The sequence below is a fragment of the Duganella paludis genome, from assembly GCF_054461335.1.
This window is the reverse complement of the sequence record NZ_CM136922.1, coordinates 3,045,173-3,065,964: the sequence shown is the minus strand read 5'-3', so window position 1 is coordinate 3,065,964 and position 20,792 is coordinate 3,045,173. Positions and strand designations below refer to the sequence as shown.

Sequence of the window (20,792 nt, the reverse complement as noted above, 5' to 3'; positions counted from 1 at the left end):
CCCTACACTTAAAATGCGCCGGATTTCTTGAAGTCGGCAACGGCGGCGGACAGCGCAGCTTCGCCATCCTTGTCCAGTTGCTTCGACGTTTCAATCTTCGACAGCAGGTCAGCTTGTTTGGTCTTCAGGTACGCATGCAGGCCGGCTTCGAACGACAGCACTTTCTTGACTTCGACATCATCCAGGAAGCCCTTGTTCACTGCGAACAGCGAAGCGGCCATCAGGGAGATCGACAGTGGCGAGTACTGTTTCTGCTTCAGCAGTTCGGTCACGCGGGCACCACGGTCCAGCTGCTTGCGGGTCGATTCGTCCAGGTCCGAAGCGAACTGCGCGAACGCAGCCAGTTCACGGTACTGGGCCAAGTCGGTACGGATACCGCCGGACAGGTTTTTGATGACCTTGGTCTGCGCAGCACCACCGACGCGCGACACCGAGATACCGGCGTTGATCGCAGGACGGATACCCGAGTTGAACAGCGAGGTTTCCAGGAAGATCTGACCGTCGGTGATCGAAATCACGTTGGTTGGCACGAATGCCGACACGTCGCCAGCCTGGGTTTCGATGATCGGCAGTGCGGTCAGCGAACCGGTCTTGCCGGTGACGGCGCCGTTGGTGAAGGCGGACACGTAGTCGGCGTTCACGCGGGCTGCACGTTCCAGCAGACGGCTGTGCAGGTAGAACACGTCGCCTGGATACGCTTCGCGGCCTGGTGGGCGGCGCAGCAGCAGGGAGATCTGACGGTAGGCAACTGCTTGCTTCGACAGGTCATCGTACACGATCAGGGCGTCTTCGCCGCGATCGCGGAAGTATTCACCCATGGTGCAACCGGAGTAGGCCGAAATGTACTGCATGGCAGCCGATTCCGACGCCGACGCGGCGACCACGATGGTGTACTCGAGCGCGCCGTGCTCTTCCAGCGAGCGCACGATGTTCTTGATGGTCGAAGCTTTTTGGCCGATTGCAACGTAGATGCAAGTCATGCCCTGGCCTTTTTGGTTGATGATCGCATCAACCGCAACAGCCGATTTACCGGTTTGACGGTCGCCGATGATCAGCTCGCGCTGGCCACGGCCGATCGGTACCATCGCGTCGATCGATTTCAGACCGGTCTGCATCGGCTGCGAGACGGACTCACGGGCGATAACGCCTGGCGCGATCTTTTCGATTGGCGAGGTCAGCTTGGCATCGACTGCGCCTTTGCCGTCGATCGGCTGGCCCAGCGCGTTGACCACGCGGCCTTTCAGTTCAGGACCTACTGGAACTTCCAGAATGCGACCGGTGGTTTTGACCGTGTCGCCTTCGGAGATGTGCTCGTAAGCACCCAGAATCACGGCGCCGACCGAGTCGCGCTCCAGATTCATCGCCAGGCCGAAGGTGTTGCCTGGGAATTCCAGCATCTCGCCCTGCATCACGTCCGACAGGCCGTGGATACGGACGATACCGTCGGCGACGGAAATAACCGTGCCTTGGTTACGTACTTCAGCGCCACCATCAAGGCCTTCGATACGGCTCTTGATCAGCTCGCTGATTTCAGATGGGTTGAGTTGCATACTAACTCCTAAAAGTGTTTCTCTCAGCTTGCGCGAGATGAAGAATCTGTTCTAAGCCGGTCGCCGAGGATGAGCTCAGGCGACCAGTGCAACACGCATTTGCTGCAGCTTGGCGCGCACCGAAGTGTCCAGCACTTCGTCGCCGACCACCACGCGTACACCACCGATCAGGGCTGGGTCCACGGTCACGACCGGGTTCAGCTTGCGGCTGAATTTCTTTTCCAGCGTGGCGATCAGGGTGCTCACTTGCGCAGCGTCCAGGTCGAATGCGCTGGTGATGACCGCGTCTGCGGCGCCTTCCGCGGCGTTTTTCAACGCCAGGAATTGCGCGCCGATTTCCGGCAGCAGACTGATACGGCCGTTTTCCACCAGCATCGCCAGGAAGTTTTCCACTTCCTTGTTGACCGGGGATTTCACCAGCGCCTTGAAGGCGGCGACGATATCGCTGTCCGACGCTTTCGGGTTGCGGGCAAATGCTTGCACCTCGGGGTGGGCACCGATCTGGGCCAGTTCGGCCACCAGTTCGGACCACGCCGCGAGGTTGAACGATTCCTTACCTGCTTGGGCTACGCGGAACAAAGCTTCCGCGTAGGGACGGGCGACGGTTGCGTTTTCTGCCATGATTACAGCTCGACAGCCAGGCGCGACAACAGTTCGGCGTGGGCCGAGGCGTTGACTTCGCGCTTGAGGATTTGCTCGGCGCCCTTCACAGCCAGGTCAGCCACCTGAGCGCGCAGCGCTTCGCGCGCCTTGGCCAGTTGCTGCTCGGCTTCGGCCTTGGCTTGCGCAATGATGCGGTCCGCTTCAGCTTGTGCATTCGCTTTGATTTCTTCCGCTACCAGTTGCGCGCGCTTTTCAGCGTCAGCAACACGTTGCGAAGCTTCTTCGCGTGCACCGGCCAGTGCTTCACTGGCGCGCTTTTCAGCGACCACCATGGCTTGCTGGCCCTGGTCGGCCGCAGCCAGACCGTCAGCGATACGCTTGGCACGCTCATCCAACGCTGCATTCAGCGATGGAAATACGAACTTCATCGAAACCCAGACCAACACCGCGAAGGTGATCATCTGACCGATGAGAGACATATTGATGTCCATACCTTTGCTCCTAACTAAAAGTTTCTCCTAGGGTGGAGCAGATTACTGAGCAGCGGCCAGAACAGCAGCCAGGAATGGGTTGCTGAAGGTGTACAGCAGAGCAACACCAACGCCGATCATCGAGATCGCATCCAGCAGACCAGCGATAACGAACAGCTTGGTTTGCAGTTGTGGCATCAGTTCTGGTTGACGTGCCGACGCTTCCAGGAATTTACCGCCCAGAATGGCGAAACCCAGAGCGGTGCCGATAGCGGCCAGGCCGATGATGATAGCGGCTGCCAGAACGGTCATGCTTTGTACTTGTGCGATCAGAGCTTGCATTGAAATTTCTCCTAAGATTTAAAAAAGACTACAGATACTAAAAAGTTAAAACGAAAGTTGCTTAGTGCTTCTCAACCGCAATGGCCAGATACACAACCGTCAACGCCATAAACACAAACGCTTGCAGGGTCACCACCAGGATGTGGAAGATAACCCAAGGACCACCCAGCAGCCACTGCGCCCACCATGGCAACAGAGCGATCAGAATGAACAGCAGTTCGCCGGCGTACATATTGCCGAACAAACGCAGCGACAGCGACAGTGGCTTAGCCAGCAACTCGATCAGTTGGAACGCCAGGTTGATCGGCGCCAGGACGATGGCCATGAAACCATGCGCGTGGAACGGCGCGGTCAACAGCTCTTTACCCCAGCCGCCCATCCCTTTGGCTTTGATCGAGAAACCAATAATGCACAGCATGACGCCGAACGACATGCCGAAAGTGTGGTTGACGTCGGCGGTCGGCACGACGCGCAGCTTGTGGACGCCGGCATAGCCGAGCAGCTTAGGCAGCAGGTCGACCGGCAGGAAGTCCATGGCGTTCATCAGCCAGACCCAGCAGAAGATGGTGATGGCCAGCGGTGCGATGACCTTGCTCTTGGCGTGGAAGGCCGAATTGACCACTTCGTTGACCAGTTCCATCACGGCTTCGACGAAGTTTTGCAGCTTGCCCGGCACGCCGGCGGTGGCGCGGCGCGACGCCATGTAAAACACGCCGAGGAAAACCAGGCCCAGAATGGCCGAAACCCAGAACGTGTCCAGGTTAAAGGTGCCGTCGGCCGATTTCAGGTGGCTTAAGTGGTGCTGAATGTACTCGATATTGGTGGGCGCTTCGTGCCCGACGTTTTCAGTGGTCATAAAAGTATAAGATTTTGGTGATTAAATTGCGAGCAGTGAAAACCAGTACGCCAAGGTTGCCACCGCGAAACCCAAGATCAGCCATAACCATGAGGCCGACTGAAACAACGCTAGTGCCACGACGAACAGCACTACCGTGATAAATATTTTTGTCACTTCGGCGCGCACATGCGCGCGAAAGGCTTTTTTGGCGTCATTTGTTCCGCCCGCAACAATCATCGCGTACATCAGGCTCCCGATGACTGCGATTGCTCCGCCATAGGCGGCCGACCAAGCTTTGTTTACTCCGCCGAGGTTCCAGGCGAGCAAGGCGAATCCAGTCGCAATGGCGAACTGGAGGGCGACGACACGAAACACCGGCTTCGAGATGCTCGTCGAACTAGTCATTGCCGAGCTCCTTAAAAACCGATTAAAACCAAAAGACGCGTGATTATATGTGTCTTTCATGTATCACGTCAAACATGCTGCACCGCAGCAGAGCATTTGGTGCACGAATGAGACGCTTTTAGAAACATTTCCGCTGTCGTTGCACCAAGTTGGAGTCAGTTAGACGTTTACCCAATTCGGGGTCAGTTCCAACATTCGGACACGAGCCCAGCCGTAATGAGCATTACGGCTGGGTTCGTGTCCGAATGTCGGAACTCGTATATTGAACTTACCGCCTCGCCCTCGGATAATGTGGAAGGTGAAGCGGTCAAGCAGGGTGATGCCGATCGGAATTTGGGTAGTTGAACCCGTGGGTCAGATAGGCGCCCCTGCTTGTTTCATTTTATAAGTCCGAACGGTATCTTGGGCCATCGCCTCGCGCGTAAGCCCGCATACTAGAGAGGTCAAAAATGAACGAGTCAAATGGGGTGGTGGGAATCGACGTTAGCAAAAAGAAGCTTAACGTCGCGTTGCTAGTGGACGGCAAGATCAAAGCCAAAGTGGTTGAAAACACCGCTGCTGGCCATCAAGCACTTTTGGAGTGGCTGGGCAAGTCCAAAGTGCCCAAGAACGCCTTGCACGTGTGCATGGAAGCTACCGGTGTGTATTTTGAGGCTGTCGCGACCTCACTTCATGATGCCGGGATGACGGTCAGCGTAGTCAACCCGGGGTGCATCAAAGGCTTTGGTCGGAGTGAAAACCTGCGCAATAAGACGGACAAGGCCGACGCGGCATTGATTGCACGTTACTGCGCGGCCATGGCGCCAACGGCTTGGGCGCCGCCACCGTTGGAGCAGCGGCAACTGCGGGCATGGTCGCAGCGGATCCAGGCATTGAAGGATATGCGCCAGCAGGAGCAAAACCGGCTGGAAAGCTATGTGATCAGCGGCATGATCGAAGTGGCCGCGCATGCGCGCTCGCTTATTGCATGGTTTGACGCTGAGATAAAACAACTTGAGGATGACGTGGATGACCACATCGACCGTCATCCGGGCCTCAAGCACGACGCTGAACTGATCACCAGCATTCCTGGTATCGGCACCACGACAGCGGCGCGTTTGTTGGGGCAGCTGGGTGATATTCGGCGCTTTGGCAGCGCCAAACGATTAGCAGCCTTTCTGGGCGTAACGCCGAGACAGCGCAGCTCCGGCACTTCAATAAAAGGCCGTACGATAATGAGCCGGAGTGGTAACACGGCGATACGTGCGGCGCTCTACATGCCTGGCCTGGTGGCAAGCCGCCATAATCCATTGCTCAACAAATTTGCGCAGCGCTTGGCCACAACTGGCATGGCAAAAAAGGCTGTGATCGGCGCCGTCATGCACAAACTTGCACATCTGATTTACGGGGTCATCAAAACGGGCAAGCCCTTTGACGCCAATTACTCAGCGAAAGGGCTTGCTATTCAAGACGGTATCTGACCCCGAAGTTCAGGCGCGAAGGCGGGCGAGGACGCCGTCGAGAATGTCGAGGTCGGCGAAGTCGATGATCATTTGACCGCGGCCTTTGGTGCCCATCTTGAACACCACCGGCGTGGCCAGCTTGTCGGACAGCTCTTCTTCCAGGCGCGTGATGTCGCCGGACTTTTCCTTGGCCCGCGCTTCCTTCGGCGCCGACTTCAGTTCTTCCACGGTTTTGGCCACCAGCTTCTCGGTTTCGCGTACCGATAACCTTTTGGCAACCACCATGTTCGCCAGGTTGATCTGAGTGGCTGCGTCGACCGCCAACAGCGCGCGGGCGTGGCCCATGTCGATATCGCCGGCCATCAGCATGGTTTGCACCGGGCTGGCCAGATTCATCAGACGCAACAGATTCGACACCGCGCTGCGCGAACGGCCAACGGCCGTGGCCGCCTGTTCGTGCGTGAAGCTGAAGTCGGTGATCAGGCGGTGGATGCCCTGCGCTTCTTCCAGCGGATTGAGATCCTCGCGCTGCATGTTTTCGATCAGCGCCATCGCGGCGGCGGCCTGGTCGTCCACATCGCGCACCAAAACGGGGAGCACTTCCAGTCCGGCCAGTTGCGCGGCGCGGAAACGGCGCTCGCCGGCGATGATCTCGTATTTGTCCTTGCCGACCGGGCGCACCAGGATCGGTTGCATGATGCCCTGGCTCTTGATCGAGGCGGCCAACTCTTGCAGACCGCCCTCGTCCATGCGGGTACGCGGCTGGTATTTGCCGGCCTGCATTTGCGCGACGTTCAGTTCGGACGGCGTGTTGGCGTCCGGTGTGGTGATGTCGCCGTCGCCGCCGAGCAGCGCTTCCAGGCCGCGACCCAGGCCTTTGAGTTTTTTGGTTGCCATGTGATTGCCTTACATTTTCTTGATGCGCTTGACCATCTCGGCGCCGAAGGCGATGTACGCCTGGGCTCCCTTGGAGGTCGGATCGAAGGTGACGCCCGGCACGCCATACGACGGCGCTTCGGCCAGACGCACATTGCGCGGGATGATGGTCTTGAAGACTTTGTCGCCGAAGTGCTGTTCCAGCTGTGCCGACACCTGTTGCGACAAGGTCATGCGCGGATCGAACATCACGCGCAGCAGGCCGATGATCTTCAGGTCCGGGTTCAGGTTGGCGTGCACCTTCTTGATGGTGTTGACCAGGTCGGACAGCCCTTCCAGCGCGTAGTACTCGCACTGCATCGGGATGATCACGCCGTGCGCGGCGCACAGGCCGTTCAGTGTCAGCATCGACAGCGCCGGCGGGCAGTCGATCAAAATAAAATCGTACTCTTTATCCACAGCCGCCAGCGCATCCTTCAGGCGGCGCTCTCGGTTGTCCAGTTCCACCATCTCGACTTCGGCGCCGGCCAGCTCGCGGTTCGATGGCAGCACGTCGAAGTGGCCCGGCTCGGAACGCTGGCGCGCGGTGGCCACGTCGGAACTGCCGAGCAGCACTTCATAGGTCGATGCAGGCAGGCCTGCCTTGTTGATGCCCGCGCCCATCGTGGCGTTGCCCTGCGGGTCCAGGTCGACCAGCAATACGCGCTGGTCCAGTTTTGCCAAACCGGCTGCGAGGTTGACGGTGGTGGTGGTCTTGCCTACGCCGCCCTTTTGATTTGCTACGCAAAAAATTTTTGCCATGTATTTCTTATGTGTGTTGTTGCTTTTGATTTATACGGTATAAACGATATAAACGATTTATACTATTTATATGATATAAATCATTTATACCGTATAAACCGTTTACTCTGTTTCGGCGTTTTCATCTGCCTTGATGAAAACCAGATGGCGCTCCGCATCCAGCCCCGGCACCGCCAAAGGCTGCAATTCCTGCACTTTCCATGGTGCTGGCAGTCGCTCACGCTCCTCCGCCGGCGCCGTGCCTTTCAAGGCGATGAATTGACCGCCCTCTTGCAGCAGGTGCCCGGACCAGTTGACGAAGTCCGACAGGTCCGCGAAGGCCCGCGAGGTGATGACGTCGAACTTCGTCTTCACTTCCAGCTCCTGCACCTTCTTGGTGTACACCGTCACATTGCCCAATCCCAGCTCAGCCTTCACCTGGTTGAGGAAGGCGGTCTTCTTGTGCACCGTGTCGATCATCGACACTTTCATGTCCGGGCGGCTGATGGCCAGCACCATGCCCGGCAATCCGCCCCCTGCTCCCACGTCCAGCACATTGGCCGCACCTTTGAAGGCGGCCACGGCGGTCAGCGAGTCCAGCAGGTGCAGCTTCACCATTTCCATCGGGTCACGCACCGAGGTCAGGTTGTACACCGAGTTCCACTTGTTCAGCAGGGCCAGGTAGTCCAGCAGCTGTTCCACCTGCGCCTCGCTCAGCTCCAGTTCCAGCTGCTTGATGCCCTGTTTCAAAACACCCACTACTGCATTGCGGTCATACACCTTCATGCTGCCTCATCTTTCTGAACGAATCCACCGAAACCCGCCTTCTTCAAATGCACCAGCAGCAGCGAAATTGCCGCCGGTGTCACGCCCGAAATGCGCGATGCCTGGCCCAGTGTTTCCGGACGCTGCGCGTGCAGTTTCTGGCGCACTTCCACCGACAAGGCGGTGATGTCCAGGTAGTTGAAACCTTCCGGCAATTTCAGGTTTTCGTAGTGCTCGTGGCGCTCGACTTCCTTGGTCTGGCGGTCGATATAGCCGGAGTATTTGAGCTGGATTTCCAGCTGTTCTTTTACCGCCGCATCGCTCTCGCCGGGACCGGCCAGCTCGCGGCCATCGATGCCTTTCAGCGTCATCAGCTTGTCGTACTCCACGCCCGGACGGCGCAGCAGGTCGGCCAGCGAATACTCGCGCTCGATGGCTTGGCCTATCACGCGCTCCGATTCGGCCGCTTCCAGAATGCGGGGATTTACCCACGTGGAACGCAGGCGTTCCAGCTCGCGCGCAACGGCTTCGCGCTTGCGTTCGAAAGCTTCCCACTGCACATCACCAACCACGCCCAGCTTGCGACCAGCTTCGGTCAGGCGCATGTCGGCGTTGTCTTCACGCAGGCTCAGGCGATACTCGGCGCGGCTGGTGAACATGCGGTACGGCTCCATCACGCCTTGCGTCACGAGGTCATCCACCATCACGCCCAGGTAGGCTTCCGAACGCGCAGGCGTCCAGGCATCGCGACCCTGGGTTTGCAGCGCGGCGTTGACGCCGGCCAGCAGGCCCTGTGCCGCCGCTTCTTCGTAACCGGTGGTGCCGTTGATCTGGCCGGCGAAGAACAGGCCGCTGATGGCCTTGGTTTCCAGCGAAGCTTTCAGGCCGCGCGGGTCGAAATAATCGTATTCGATGGCGTAGCCGGGACGCAGGATGTGGGCGTTTTCCATGCCCTTCATCGAGCGCACCAGTTCGATTTGCACGTCGAACGGCAGGCTGGTCGAGATACCGTTTGGATAGAATTCGTGCGTGGTCAGGCCTTCCGGCTCCAGGAAAATCTGGTGCGATTCCTTGGACGAGAAGCGGTGAATCTTGTCTTCAATCGACGGGCAGTAACGCGGGCCGACACCTTCGATCACGCCGGTGTACATCGGGCTGCGATCCAGGCCACCACGAATAATGTCGTGGGTTTTCTGGTTGGTGTGAGTCACCCAGCATGGCATCTGCTCAGGATGCATGGACGCTTTGCCCATGACCGAGAACACCGGTACCGGATCGAGATCGCCCGGTTGTTCGGTCATCAGCGAGAAGTCGATGCTGCGGCCGTCGATGCGCGGCGGCGTGCCGGTCTTCAGGCGGCCTTGCGGCAGCTTCAGTTCTTTCAGGCGCGCGGACAGCGACAGCGCTGGCGGATCGCCGGCGCGGCCGCCCGAGTAGTTGTTCAGGCCGACGTGGATTTTACCGTCAAGGAAAGTGCCGGCGGTCAGCACCACGGCGGGTGCCAGGAACTTCAAGCCGATCTGGGTGACGGCGCCAACCACGCGCTCGCCCTCCACCATCAGGTCGTCGACGGCCTGCTGGAACAGCCACAGGTTCGGCTGGTTTTCCAGGCGCGAACGGATCGCCGCCTTGTACAGGATGCGGTCGGCCTGGGCGCGGGTCGCGCGCACGGCAGGGCCTTTGGAGGAATTCAGGATGCGGAACTGGATGCCCGACTCATCGGTCGCGATGGCCATGGCGCCGCCCAGCGCATCGACTTCTTTGACCAGATGGCCTTTGCCGATACCGCCGATGGATGGATTGCACGACATCTGGCCCAGCGTCTCAATGTTGTGGGTGAGCAGCAGCGTCTTCTGGCCCATGCGGGCGGAAGCCAGGGCGGCCTCGGTACCGGCGTGACCACCGCCGACAACGATGACGTCGAATTTAGTAGGAAATAACATGGTGGAATGCTTTAAAGCGAAGAGATCAAGGTCAAATTATAGAGTCTTTTTGATGCTGCGACTTTTTTAGGCAAAAATATAGTTAGGGATGTTCCACGTGAAACAATGAAAAAGGGACACCGAAGTGCCCCTTTCTGGATGTTCCACGTGAAACAATATCACCAACGCAACCATGCATCGTAGCCAGTCTTGACGATCAACACGGACACCACGAACAGGAACAGGATGCGCACAAACCCGCTGCCATGCTTCATCGCCAGGCGTGAGCCGATCAGGGAACCGGCGATCTGGCACACCGCCATCATCAAGCCCAGCTGCCAGATCAGGTGGCCGCTGTAGCCGAACCAGACCAGCGCCGCAAAGTTACAGGCCACGTTGACGATCTTGGCCACAGCGGACGCGCCGAGGAAGTCGAAGCCGAACACGCGCACGAACAGGAATACCAGGAAGCTACCCGTGCCAGGACCGAAGAAGCCGTCATAGAAACCAATGGCGGCGCCGACCACCAGCGCCAGCGACTGTTCCTTGGTACCAGTGTGGATGGGCGCGTGCACGCTACCGAAGTCCTTCTTGGCGAAGGTGTAGATGGCCACGGCCAGCAACACAACCGGCAGCGCCAGGCGCATGAAGTCTGCCGATACCTTGGTCACGGTGTACGCGCCAAGGAAGGCGAACACCAGTGCCGCCAGCGCGGCGGGCGTCGCCACGGACCAGGCGATGGCCACGCGGCGGGCATAGCTCACCGCCGCGACGCTGGTGCCGAAGATACTGGCCAGCTTGTTGGTGCCGATCAGCGTCGCCGGGGCCATGTTGGGGAAAACCGTGAACATGGTCGGCAGCTGGATCAGCCCTCCTCCGCCCACCACCGCATCGATCAATCCTGCGGAGAACGCAGCCAAACCCAGTATCCAGAAATCCACCATGACGCCCTCTTCCTCAACTTGCAAAGGCTCTATTGTACGGAAGAAATGTGTGCGGGCCGATGCCGATCCGGCATGGCTTGGGGTAAGCTAGACGCTTCAATTCTCGATTGAACGGACGTCGTCATGACCGATTTTGCCTTCAGCACCGTGGCCCATATCGTCTCCGAATTGGGTGCCGCCGCAAGGCTGGGTACGCACATCGCCCAGCGTTTTCCTCTTGCCAGACGTGCTCTGCTGGTCACTGATCCGGGATTCCTGAGGACCGGTTTGGTGGATGCGCCGGCGGCCAGTCTGCGTTCTGCCGGGCTGGCGGTGGAGGTCTATTCGCGCGTGGTGGCCGATCCGCCCGAGGTGGTGGTGCTGGAGGCTGTCGAGGCTGCGCGCACTTTCGGCGCAGACATCGTCATCGGTCTGGGTGGCGGCAGCTCCATGGATGTCGCCAAGCTGATTGCGGTGCTGGCGGCCAGCGACCAGCCGATCGGCGCCATCTATGGCATCGGCAATGTGAGGGGTGCGCGGCTGCCCTTGGTGCAGATCCCGACCACTGCCGGCACCGGTTCGGAGGTTACCAACATCGCCATCGTGACCACCGGCGAGACCACCAAGATGGGCGTCGTGGCGCCGCAACTCTATGCCGATCTTGCATTGCTCGACGCTGAACTGACGCTGGGCCTGCCGCCGCAAGTGACGGCCGCTACCGGCATCGATGCCATGGTGCATGCGATCGAGGCCTATACCAGCAAGCATAAGAAGAACCCGTTGTCGGATGCGTTTGCGCGCAAGGCGCTTGGGCTGCTGTCGGCCAACTTGATCCCGGCTTGCGAGGACGGCAAAAATCCGGCCGCGCGGCAGGGCATGCTGCTGGGGGCGATGCTGGCTGGGCAGGCTTTTTCCAATGCGCCGGTGGCGGCCGTGCATGCGCTGGCCTACCCGATCGGCGGGATTTTCCACGTCCCACATGGTCTGTCGAACTCGCTGGTGCTGCCGCATGTGCTGCGCTTTAATGCGCCCGAGGCGGCCGGGATGTATGCGGAGTTGGCGGAGATCGTGGTGCCGGCGGCGTCCGGCAGCGTCGAGGCGAGGGCGGAGGCGTTGGCTGTTGCGATGCAACAAATTGCTACGGTGACGGGGATTGAGCGGACTTTGCAGCAGGTGGGGATTACAGAGACGGATCTAGATCGGTTGGCGGATGATGCCATGCTGCAGACCCGTTTACTCGGCAATAACCCGCGCCTCGTGACCCGGGGGGATGCGCGCGCTATTTACGCTGCCGCGCTTTGACTATTACCCCGCACTGCGCTCAGCAGGGGTCTGACCCTGAGGGTCAGACCCCGATTTGCCGGGTTCCGCTGTGCCGCTCAATCAGGCACTGTTATCGTTGTCCCGCTCACAGTAATGGTGTTGGGGGCCGTGGGGGTGCTCACGAAGGTCGGGACGTTGGCGATGGTGATGAGGCTGGTGTTGTCGGGACGCGTTATCGTCCGCACTACTTGCGATGGCGGTAGCGGTGTGGAGGTGCTGCGCAGGTTGGCCAGCATAGCGTCCAGCGCGCGGAACAGATAGACGTGCAAAGGCACGATGTTGGCCGGCAGGGCGTTGGTGAACGAGTCGAAGTGATTGGCATTGCTTACCTCGATGTAGCGCAGCTTGCTTGCGCCGCCCTCCACTGTCGCATTCAACCCTACATACGCACGTGAGGCAAAGTTCACCGGAATTAAGGTATCGCTACGACCATGCACGATGATGGCCGGCTTGCCGCGCAGATTGCCTGTCGCCGCCACCTCCGCTAAGCCCGCTTTGACCCGCGCGCTTTGCTCCGCCAGCGTCCCCGCCAGCACCGCGCCGCTCACCGCATCCACGCCCGTGGCCAGCGAACGCAGGCACAGGAAAGCGTCCAGCGCCTGGTCCGCCAGCTGCGTGCTGGGCGATACGCCAGCGTTGTACGCCTTGGCGCCACCCACCGAATCTTCATACACGACGCTGCCGATAATCCCATTTTGCGTGGCGAAGCTGCTGGCCTTTTGCGCGGCCGTGAACGGCATCGGTGCGCCGGTCGCATCGGTCGGTGCGAAGCTCAGGCCGCAGACCTTGTCCGTCACGGAGAACTTGCCATAGGCGTAGGCATAGGTAACGGTCACCAGCACGTTGGTGCCCGCGTGCGCGGCTTGCAGCACGTCGGAGTCCGGCAGCCAACCGTAGGCCCTGAGCCGGGCCTTGGCGTCGTTCTGCTGCGCCATCAGGTCGGCGCCCGACAGCAAGCCCTTGGCGACCAGCGCCGTGCAGCGGCCGGGCGCTGCTGCCGTCGCGGCGATGCATGGCTGGTACAGCGCGGCATAGGTCGAGTAGTCGAACAGCGCCTTACCCTGCCCGCTCACGGCGGCCACGCCCTGCCGCACCGTGTAGCCGCCGCTCTTGGGCTGGATCTGCGGTTCGGTGGCGGCCACGCCGGAGATCAGGCCCTTGGTATCCTGCTCCGCCGCCAGCAAGGCCGAGCCGGCGCCGTTGGAGATACTGGAGGCGATAGTGACCGTATTCTTCGGCGTCAGTGCCACCACGTGGCTCTTGTTGTCTTTGGCCAGCACGCCGTACTTTTCATTCAGCACGTAGAACGCGAACTCCACCGCCTGCAAGGTGGTCTTGCCCCAATCCTTTTCCGGGTTTTGCTGCGAGTGCGCGTGCTTGAACGCGACGCGGCCAGGATATGCGGCGGCAAAGGCCGCCCGCTCGGCGTCGCTCAGCGCCGGCGTGAAGATGCTGTTCTTGCCTGCCGCCGCGCGCGTCGCGCGCAGGCCGTTCTGCAGATTCACGCTGTCGTCGTCAAACGTGTAGAGTCCCGTGCCGCTGCCCTTGTCACTGTAAACCACTGCGCAGTTGTTCTTCAGGCCCCACTCGCCGGCGCTGCCGATGGCGCCATAAATGCCGCGCGAGCCGCTGGAGGTGCCGGTAACGATGCAGGGATTCTTGGAATCGAAACCGGTGGGCACTTGCACCAGCAAGGTCACGTTCTGGTTGCCGCTGCCGTCGTCGGCGTAGGCCACGTATTCGGTGCCGGCGACCTTGCCCTCGCCCGCCCCGACCACACCCCGGGCATCGACGTTGGGGCCGTACAAGGTGCCGTAACCGCTGTTGGCGGCGATGTCGAGCACTGCGCGGTAGTTGGCGTGGATGGCGTTGCGTCGTAGTTCGGCGGCGGTGGGATTGGTGGGGTCGGCGTAGGCCGGAGCGGCGGCGGCCAGTCCGGTCTTGCCCAGGCCGGCGGTCAGCAAGTCGTCGCTGACGCCGTCGTAGGTTTTGCTGCTGATGTCGCCGAGATAGCCCGGCTTGAGGTTCAGGTCTTCCGGCTCGTCATGTTCGTTCGAGCCGCAGGCGGTGACTGCGAGGCTGGCCAAAGCCAGCACCAAAGTTTTGATTTGCATATCGTCCTCACGCGGATTTCCTTTTGCCGTTGTGGCCGAACCAGGCGATCGCCTCGCCAATAATTCCGCGCCGGAACAACAGCACACAAATAATGAAGATCAGGCCGACAACCATGTTGACCGCTTCGCCTATGGTGTTAAACCAGCCGATGCCGGTGACCTGGGCCAGCAGCGTGCCCCAGTCGCCGAGTTTGTTTTCCAGCGCGATGATGATGATGGCGCCGAGCATCGGACCGGCCAGCGTACCCATGCCGCCGACCAGCGTCATCAGAATAACCAAACCGGACATCGTCCAATGGACATCGGTCAAGGTTTCGAAACCCAGCACCAAAGTCTTGCTGGCGCCGGCCAGCGCCGCCAGCGAAGCGGACAGCACGAAGGCCAGCAGCTTGTAGCGGTCGACGTCGTAGCCGAGTGAAATGGCGCGCGGCTCGTTTTCCTTGATCGCTTTCAGCACCTGGCCAAACGGCGAATGCACGATGCGCACGATCAGCGCGAAGGCCAGCACGCAGATGCCCAGCAGCACGAAGTACAAGGTCGTGTCGTTGGCCAGATCGATCAGGCCCAGAAATCTCCCACGTGGAACACCTTGCAGCCCATCCTCGCCGCCGGTGAAGTCCCCTGCCCGCAGCGCGCCGAAGTAGACCATCTGCGCCAGCGCCAGCGTAATCATGGAGAAGTAGATGCCCTGGCGGCGGATCGCCAGCGCGCCCATCACCAGCCCGATGACGGCGCCGGCCGCGACCCCGGCCAGCAGGCCCAACTCGGTAGGCCAGCCCCAGTGTTTCAGTGCGTTGCCGGCCACGTAACCGGACATGCCGAAAAACGCCGCATGGCCGAACGACAGCAGGCCGGTGAAGCCGATCAGCAAATTGAACGCACAGGCGAACAGCGCGAAGCACAGCAGCTTGGAAAGGAACACCGGATAGCCGACGAAGGGTGCGACCAACGCGATGGCAAGGGCGATGAGGTAGCCGATATTCTTGTTCATTATTTTTCCTTACCAAACAGACCGGCCGGGCGCAGCAGCAATACCACCACCATCACCAGAAACACCACGGTGGACGAAAATTCCGGGTAGAACACCTTGGTCAGGCCTTCGATCACGCCCAACCCCAAACCTGTCAGGATGGAGCCCATGATCGACCCCATGCCGCCGATCACTACAACGGCGAATACGACGATAATCAGGTTCTGACCCATCAGGGGCTGCACCTGGATGATCGGGGCCGCCAGCACCCCTGCAAAGCCCGCCAAAGCGACGCCGAAGCCATAGGTCAGCGTCACCATCAGCGGCACGTTGATGCCGAAGGCTTCCACCAGCTTGGGATTCTCGGTGCCGGCGCGCAGGTAGGCGCCCAGTTTGGTCTTCTCGATCACGTACCAGGTCGACAGGCACACCACCAGCGAGGCCAGCACCACCCAGCCGCGGTAGTTCGGCATCACCATGAAGCCGAGGTCGGTCGCGCCGGCCAGCGCTTCGGGCACCTGGAACGGCTGGCCGGAAACGCCGTAGAAGGAGCGGAACACGCCTTCCACCAGCAACGTGATGCCGAAGGTCAGCAGCAGGCCGTAGAGGTGGTCCAGCTTGTACAGGTGGCGCAGCATGGTTCTCTCGATGAGAATGCCGAAGGCGCCCACCACCAGCGGCGCCAGGATCAGCACCGCCCAGTAGTTGAGGCCGAGGTACTCGATGCCCATCCACGCCAGGAACGCGCCCATCATGTACAGCGCGCCGTGGGAGAAGTTAATCACATTGAGCAAGCCGAAGATGACCGCCAGGCCGAGCGACAGCATCGCGTAGAACGAGCCGTTGACCAGGCCCAGCAGCAGCTGGCTCAGAACGAAGGGCAAGGGATAGCCGAAGATTTCCATGGGAATCCGTATTTCGAGTGTGAGAAAAACAACCGTCATTCCCGCGTACGCGGGACGGTCCGCCGCTGCGGTCCATACTCAGCATGGTCTCCCGCCTGCGCGGGAGAGACGCGGATTTATTTCCACAGACTGCACTTGGTTTCCGCCTTGGTGGCGTAAGCCTGGTCGCCCGGGATGGTGGCCACGACCTTGTAGTAATCCCACGGATACTTCGATTCCGCAGGCTTCTTCACTTCCATCAGATACATGTCGTGCACCATGCGGCCGTCCGGACGGACCGTGCCGTTCTTGGCGAACATGTCGTTGATCTTGTTTGCCTTCAGATAGGCCATCACCTTGTCGGCGTCGTCGGTGCCGGTCGCCTTCACCGCTTTCAGGTAATTGCCGGCGGCGGAGAAGTCGGCCGCCTGCAGCATCGACGGTTCCTTCTTCATTTTCTCAAAGTAACGCTTCGACCAGGCGCGGGTTTCAGGATTGGCGTCCCAGTACCAGCCGTCGGTCAGGTACATGCCCTGCGTCAGGTTCAAGCCCAGCGAATGGACGTCGTTGATGAAGATCAGCAGGCCGGCCAGCTTCATCTTCTTGGTGATACCGAACTCGTTGGCGGCCTTGATCGAGTTGATCGCATCGCCGCCGGCGTTGGCCAGGCCCAGGATCTGCGCGCCGGACGATTGCGCCTGCAGCAGGAAGGACGAGAAGTCCGATGCCGACAGCGGATGCTTGACCGCGCCCAGTACCTTGCCGCCGCCCGTCTTCACCACTTCCGCCGTGTCTTTCTCCAGCGACTGGCCGAAGGCATAGTCGGCGGTCATGAAGTACCAGTTCTTGCCGCCCTGCTTGACGATGGCGCCGCCGGTGCCGCGCGCCAGCGCGATAGTGTCGTAGGCGTAGTGCACGGTGTAGGGCGTGCACTCCTCGTTGGTCAGGCGGGCCGAGCCGGCGCCGATCGAGATGAAGACTTTTTTCTTCTCCGCCGCGATCTTGGCCATAGCCAGGTTGGCGCCGGAGTTGGTGCCGCCGATCAGCATGTCAACGCCCTGCTGGTCGAACCATTCGCGCGCCTTGGAGGCGGCGATGTCGGCCTTATTCTGGTGGTCGGCGGAAATGAATTCGATCTTCTTGCCGTTGATGTTGCCGCCGGCGTCGGCGATCGCCATCTTGATGGCCTCGGCGCCGCCCGCGCCATCGATGTCGGTGTACAAGCCCGACATGTCGGTGATGAAGCCGATCTTGATCGTGTCGTTGGAAATCTGCGCCTGCGCGGCAAACGATGCACACATGGCCAATGCTGCAAGGGTGATGGTTTTGATTTTCATTACTCGTCTCCTACCAAGGTTATCGTTCTCAAACACCCAGAAGCTCGGTCAACACCGGCATCTTGGCGCTCAACTCGGATGCAACAAAGGTCTCCACGATCTGACCGTGTTCCATCACATAAAACCGGTCGGCCAGCGGTGCGGCAAACCGGAAATTCTGTTCCACCATGACGATGGTGTAGCCCTTGGATTTCAAGGTGGTGATCATGCGCGCCAGGCCCTGCACGATCACCGGCGCCAGGCCCTCGGAAATTTCATCGAGCAGCAGCAGGCGCGCGCCGGTGCGCAGGATGCGCGCCACCGCCAGCATCTGCTGCTCGCCGCCCGACAGGCGGGTGCCCTGGCTGTGCTTGCGTTCTTCCAGATTGGGAAACATGGCGTAGATTTCCGCCACCGACATGCCCTTGTCCGCGCCGTTCAGGTGCGGCGGCAACATCAGGTTTTCCTCGGTCGACAGCGAGGAAAAAATGCCGCGCTCCTCCGGGCAATAACCGATGCCGAGGTGGGCGATTTTATGGGCCTGCAAGCCGATCGCTTCGGCGCCGTTGACCTTGATCGAACCCTTGCGCGCGCCGGTCAGGCCCATGATGGCGCGCAGCGTGGTGGTGCGGCCGGCGCCGTTGCGGCCCAGCAGCGTCACCACTTCGCCCGGCTGCACCGTCATGTTGACGTTGTGCAGAATGTGCGACTCGCCGTACCACGCTTGCAGGTTGGAGATTTCCAGTGCGGCCGTCATCAGTGCGCTCCTTCCAGCACGGCGGCTTCGGTACCCATATAGGCCTCCATCACCTGCGGGTTGGTCGAGACCTGGGCATACGTGCCTTCGGCCAGCATGGCGCCGCGCTGCAAGACCGAGATTTTGTCGCAGATGCCGGACACCACTTTCATATTGTGTTCGACCATCAAAATGGTGCGGCCGGCCGAAACTTTCTTGATCAGTTCGGTCACGCGATGCACGTCCTCGTGGCCCATGCCCTGGGTCGGTTCATCGAGCAACATCAGCTCCGGCTCCATCGCCAGGGTGGTGGCGATTTCCAGCGCGCGCTTGCGGCCGTAAGGCATGTCGACCGTCACGGTGTCGGCAAACTCGGTCAGGTCCACCTCGGCCAGCAATTGCATGGCGCGGTCGTTGAGCTTGTCGAGCGCGCGCTCGCTCTGCCAGAAGTTGAAGCTGGTGCCGAGCTGGCGCTGCAAGCCTATGCGGACATTCTGCAACACGGTCAGATGGGGAAACACGGCGGAAATCTGGAACGAGCGGATCACGCCCATGCGGGCGATCTGCGCCGGCTTGGCGGAGGTGATGTCTTTGCCGTTGAACAGGATCTGGCCCGAGGTTGGCACCAGGAACTTGGTCAGCAAATTGAAGCATGTGGTTTTTCCGGCCCCATTGGGTCCGATCAGCGCGTGGATGTGGCCGCGCTGTACTCTGAGATTCACATCATTGACCGCGGTGAAACCCTTGAATTCCTTGGTCAAGTGCTTTGTTTCCAAGATAACGTCGGACATCCTGTCTCCTTGTTATTCTTTTCAAAGTACTAAAATTTTTTAGATCATACACATTAACAAATTAGCTAACAATACAGTATAACTACGGTTGCTTTTTGATCTTGCTCTATGCGCTGCGGATCAGTTGTGCTGCTTTTTCCGCGATCATGATGGTCGGTGAATTCGTGTTGCCGGAGGTGATGAAAGGCATGACGGACGCATCCACGACACGCAGTCCAGCCACGCCTTTTACGCGTAACTGGCTGTCGACCACGGCCGCCGCGTCGTCCGCCCGGCCCATCTTGCACGTGCCCACAGGATGAAAAATCGTGGTGCCGATGGCGCCCGCCGCGTCGGCCAACTCCTCCTCGGTGCGGTAGTGGATGCCGGGCTTGTATTCTTCCGGCGCGTACTGTTGCAGCGCCGGCGCCGCGACGATTTTGCGCGTCAAGGTCAAGGCTTCGGCGGCGACCTTGCGGTCTTCCGGCGTGCTCAAATACATCGGTGAAATTTTGGGCGGCGCATACGGATCGGCGCTGGCGATGCGCACGTGGCCGCGCGAGGTCGGCCGCAGGTTGCAGACGCTGGCCGTGAAGGCAGGGAAAATGTGCAAGGGCTCGCCGAACTTTTCCAACGACAAAGGCTGCACGTGATATTGCAGATTCGGCGTCGACTCGCTGGCGCTGGAACGCGCGAACGCGCCCAGCTGCGACGGCGCCATCGACATCGGCCCGCTCTGGAACATCGCATATTCCAGGCCGATCTTCATCTTGCCGAACCAGTTCGACGCCATCGTATTCAAGGTGCGCGCGTTCTTGCCGACCTTATAGACCATGCGCAATTGCAAATGATCCTGCAGGTTTTCACCCACGCCGGGCAGGTCGACCAGCGGCTTGATGCCAAGTTCATGCAAGCGCGCCGCCGCGCCGATGCCCGAGCATTGCAAAATTTGCGGACTGCCAACGGCGCCTGCCGCCAGCAGGGTTTCCTTCTCGGCGATGGCGGAAAAAACGGTGCCACCGCCGGTGAAAATCACACCTTTGCACACCGGCCCGTGCTCGCCCATTTCGATCTGCAAACGTTCCACGTGGCAGCCCGTCATCACGGTCAGGTTGGGACGCCGCGCGGCCGGTTTCAGGAACGCCTTGGCGGTATTCCAGCGTATGCCGCGCCGCTGATTGACGTCGAAATAACTGGAACCGGCGTTGTCACCGCGATTGAAATCGTTCACTTTTTCGATGCCGACCTGCTCGGCCGCGTCACGGAAAGCGTCCAGGATCTGCCACGACAAGCGTTGTTTTTCCACCCGCCACAAACCGCCGGCGCCGTGGAACTCCGAGGTGCCGCCGTGGTAGTCCTCGCTCTTTTTAAACAAGGGCAGCACAGACTCCCAGCGCCAGCTGTCGTCGCCGGTGAGATCGGCCCAGCGGTCGTAGTCGCCGGCCTGGCCGCGCATGTAAATCATGCCGTTGATGGAGGAGCTGCCGCCGAGGACTTTGCCGCGCGGGTACAGCAAGCTGCGGCCGCCAAGGCCGGGATCGGCTTCGGTGCGGAATTTCCAATCGGTGCGGGGATTGTCGATGCAGTGCAAATAGCCGACCGGGATGTGTATCCACACATAATCGTCGCGTCCGCCGGCTTCGATGAGTAGAACTTCTTTATCCTTGTCGGCGCTGAGGCGGTTGGCCAATACACAGCCAGCCGAGCCGGCGCCGATGATAATGTAATCGTAACTACCTGCTGATTCCAAAAACAGTCTCCTC

Annotated in this window: 20 protein-coding genes; 2 read left to right on the top strand and 18 right to left on the bottom strand. The window is 60.2% G+C overall.

Translation table 11 applies throughout. The features are described from left to right. Positions 1 to 8 precede the first annotated feature (8 nt). The 6 genes from atpA to ACXZ1M_RS13680 form a co-directional block, all read right to left on the bottom strand. Positions 9 to 1,550, bottom strand: coding sequence for a F0F1 ATP synthase subunit alpha (gene atpA / locus ACXZ1M_RS13705; protein ID WP_459053687.1), 1,542 nt, complete (start codon positions 1,548 to 1,550; stop codon positions 9 to 11). A 75-nt stretch (positions 1,551 to 1,625) separates the two neighbouring features. Next, entirely contained in the window at positions 1,626 to 2,171 is a 546-nt protein-coding gene (locus ACXZ1M_RS13700; RefSeq protein ID WP_459053686.1) for a F0F1 ATP synthase subunit delta, read from the bottom strand. Between the two features lie 2 nt (positions 2,172 to 2,173). Continuing rightward, complete coding sequence (locus ACXZ1M_RS13695; protein ID WP_459053685.1) at positions 2,174 to 2,644, bottom strand: F0F1 ATP synthase subunit B; 471 nt, start codon at positions 2,642 to 2,644, stop codon at positions 2,174 to 2,176. A gap of 42 nt (positions 2,645 to 2,686) precedes the next feature. Continuing rightward, positions 2,687 to 2,965: a F0F1 ATP synthase subunit C gene (gene atpE, locus ACXZ1M_RS13690; protein ID WP_154375318.1), complete on the bottom strand. Its 279-nt coding sequence runs from the start codon at positions 2,963 to 2,965 to the stop codon at positions 2,687 to 2,689. Positions 2,966 to 3,026: 61 nt separating this feature from the next. After that, entirely contained in the window at positions 3,027 to 3,821 is a 795-nt protein-coding gene (gene atpB / locus ACXZ1M_RS13685) for a F0F1 ATP synthase subunit A (protein WP_459053684.1), read from the bottom strand. A gap of 21 nt (positions 3,822 to 3,842) precedes the next feature. Beyond that, positions 3,843 to 4,208, bottom strand: coding sequence for an ATP synthase subunit I (locus tag ACXZ1M_RS13680; protein ID WP_459053683.1), 366 nt, complete (start codon positions 4,206 to 4,208; stop codon positions 3,843 to 3,845). Positions 4,209 to 4,657: 449 nt separating this feature from the next. Here ACXZ1M_RS13680 and ACXZ1M_RS13675 point away from each other — a divergent pair, with 449 nt between their 5' ends. After that, complete coding sequence (locus ACXZ1M_RS13675; RefSeq protein WP_459053682.1) at positions 4,658 to 5,668, top strand: IS110 family RNA-guided transposase; 1,011 nt, start codon at positions 4,658 to 4,660, stop codon at positions 5,666 to 5,668. A gap of 9 nt (positions 5,669 to 5,677) precedes the next feature. Here the strand turns inward: ACXZ1M_RS13675 and ACXZ1M_RS13670 are convergent, their stop codons facing one another. The 5 genes from ACXZ1M_RS13670 to ACXZ1M_RS13650 all read right to left on the bottom strand — a co-directional run bounded on the left by ACXZ1M_RS13670 (position 5,678) and on the right by ACXZ1M_RS13650 (position 10,937). Continuing rightward, positions 5,678 to 6,547, bottom strand: coding sequence for a ParB/RepB/Spo0J family partition protein (locus ACXZ1M_RS13670; protein WP_459053681.1), 870 nt, complete (start codon positions 6,545 to 6,547; stop codon positions 5,678 to 5,680). 9 nt (positions 6,548 to 6,556) lie between these two features. After that, positions 6,557 to 7,327: a ParA family protein gene (locus ACXZ1M_RS13665; protein ID WP_459053680.1), complete on the bottom strand. Its 771-nt coding sequence runs from the start codon at positions 7,325 to 7,327 to the stop codon at positions 6,557 to 6,559. Between the two features lie 102 nt (positions 7,328 to 7,429). Next, the gene (gene rsmG, locus ACXZ1M_RS13660) at positions 7,430 to 8,092 is read right to left on the bottom strand and encodes a 16S rRNA (guanine(527)-N(7))-methyltransferase RsmG (protein ID WP_459053679.1); all 663 of its coding nucleotides are present in this window, start codon (positions 8,090 to 8,092) and stop codon (positions 7,430 to 7,432) included. Beyond that, complete coding sequence (mnmG, locus tag ACXZ1M_RS13655; RefSeq protein ID WP_459053678.1) at positions 8,089 to 10,014, bottom strand: tRNA uridine-5-carboxymethylaminomethyl(34) synthesis enzyme MnmG; 1,926 nt, start codon at positions 10,012 to 10,014, stop codon at positions 8,089 to 8,091. Before mnmG ends, rsmG begins: the two co-directional genes overlap by 4 nt. Before the next feature lie 158 nt (positions 10,015 to 10,172). Then, on the bottom strand, positions 10,173 to 10,937 hold the full coding sequence (locus ACXZ1M_RS13650; RefSeq protein WP_373992204.1) for a sulfite exporter TauE/SafE family protein: 765 nt from the start codon (positions 10,935 to 10,937) through the stop codon (positions 10,173 to 10,175). A gap of 123 nt (positions 10,938 to 11,060) precedes the next feature. Here ACXZ1M_RS13650 and ACXZ1M_RS13645 point away from each other — a divergent pair, with 123 nt between their 5' ends. Then, a complete protein-coding gene (locus ACXZ1M_RS13645; RefSeq protein ID WP_459053677.1) occupies positions 11,061 to 12,218 on the top strand; it encodes an iron-containing alcohol dehydrogenase in 1,158 nt (385 codons plus the stop codon). Between the two features lie 77 nt (positions 12,219 to 12,295). Here ACXZ1M_RS13645 and ACXZ1M_RS13640 read toward each other — a convergent pair whose 3' ends face one another. The 7 genes from ACXZ1M_RS13640 to ACXZ1M_RS13610 form a co-directional block, all read right to left on the bottom strand. Continuing rightward, a complete protein-coding gene (locus ACXZ1M_RS13640) occupies positions 12,296 to 14,353 on the bottom strand; it encodes a 3-hydroxybutyrate oligomer hydrolase family protein (RefSeq protein ID WP_459053676.1) in 2,058 nt (685 codons plus the stop codon). 7 nt (positions 14,354 to 14,360) lie between these two features. Beyond that, positions 14,361 to 15,344, bottom strand: a complete 984-nt coding sequence (locus ACXZ1M_RS13635) for a branched-chain amino acid ABC transporter permease (protein ID WP_459053675.1) — start codon at positions 15,342 to 15,344, stop codon at positions 14,361 to 14,363. Further along, a complete protein-coding gene (locus tag ACXZ1M_RS13630; RefSeq protein WP_373989792.1) occupies positions 15,344 to 16,228 on the bottom strand; it encodes a branched-chain amino acid ABC transporter permease in 885 nt (294 codons plus the stop codon). The genes ACXZ1M_RS13635 and ACXZ1M_RS13630 overlap by 1 nt, the downstream gene beginning before the upstream one ends. Positions 16,229 to 16,344: 116 nt before the next feature. Next, complete coding sequence (locus ACXZ1M_RS13625) at positions 16,345 to 17,544, bottom strand: ABC transporter substrate-binding protein (protein WP_459053674.1); 1,200 nt, start codon at positions 17,542 to 17,544, stop codon at positions 16,345 to 16,347. Positions 17,545 to 17,572: 28 nt separating this feature from the next. After that, the gene (locus ACXZ1M_RS13620; RefSeq protein WP_459053673.1) at positions 17,573 to 18,280 is read right to left on the bottom strand and encodes an ABC transporter ATP-binding protein; all 708 of its coding nucleotides are present in this window, start codon (positions 18,278 to 18,280) and stop codon (positions 17,573 to 17,575) included. Next, positions 18,280 to 19,050, bottom strand: coding sequence for an ABC transporter ATP-binding protein (locus ACXZ1M_RS13615; RefSeq protein WP_459053672.1), 771 nt, complete (start codon positions 19,048 to 19,050; stop codon positions 18,280 to 18,282). The genes ACXZ1M_RS13620 and ACXZ1M_RS13615 overlap by 1 nt, the downstream gene beginning before the upstream one ends. Positions 19,051 to 19,156: 106 nt before the next feature. Next, the gene (locus ACXZ1M_RS13610; RefSeq protein ID WP_459053671.1) at positions 19,157 to 20,779 is read right to left on the bottom strand and encodes a GMC family oxidoreductase; all 1,623 of its coding nucleotides are present in this window, start codon (positions 20,777 to 20,779) and stop codon (positions 19,157 to 19,159) included. Positions 20,780 to 20,792 lie beyond the last annotated feature (13 nt).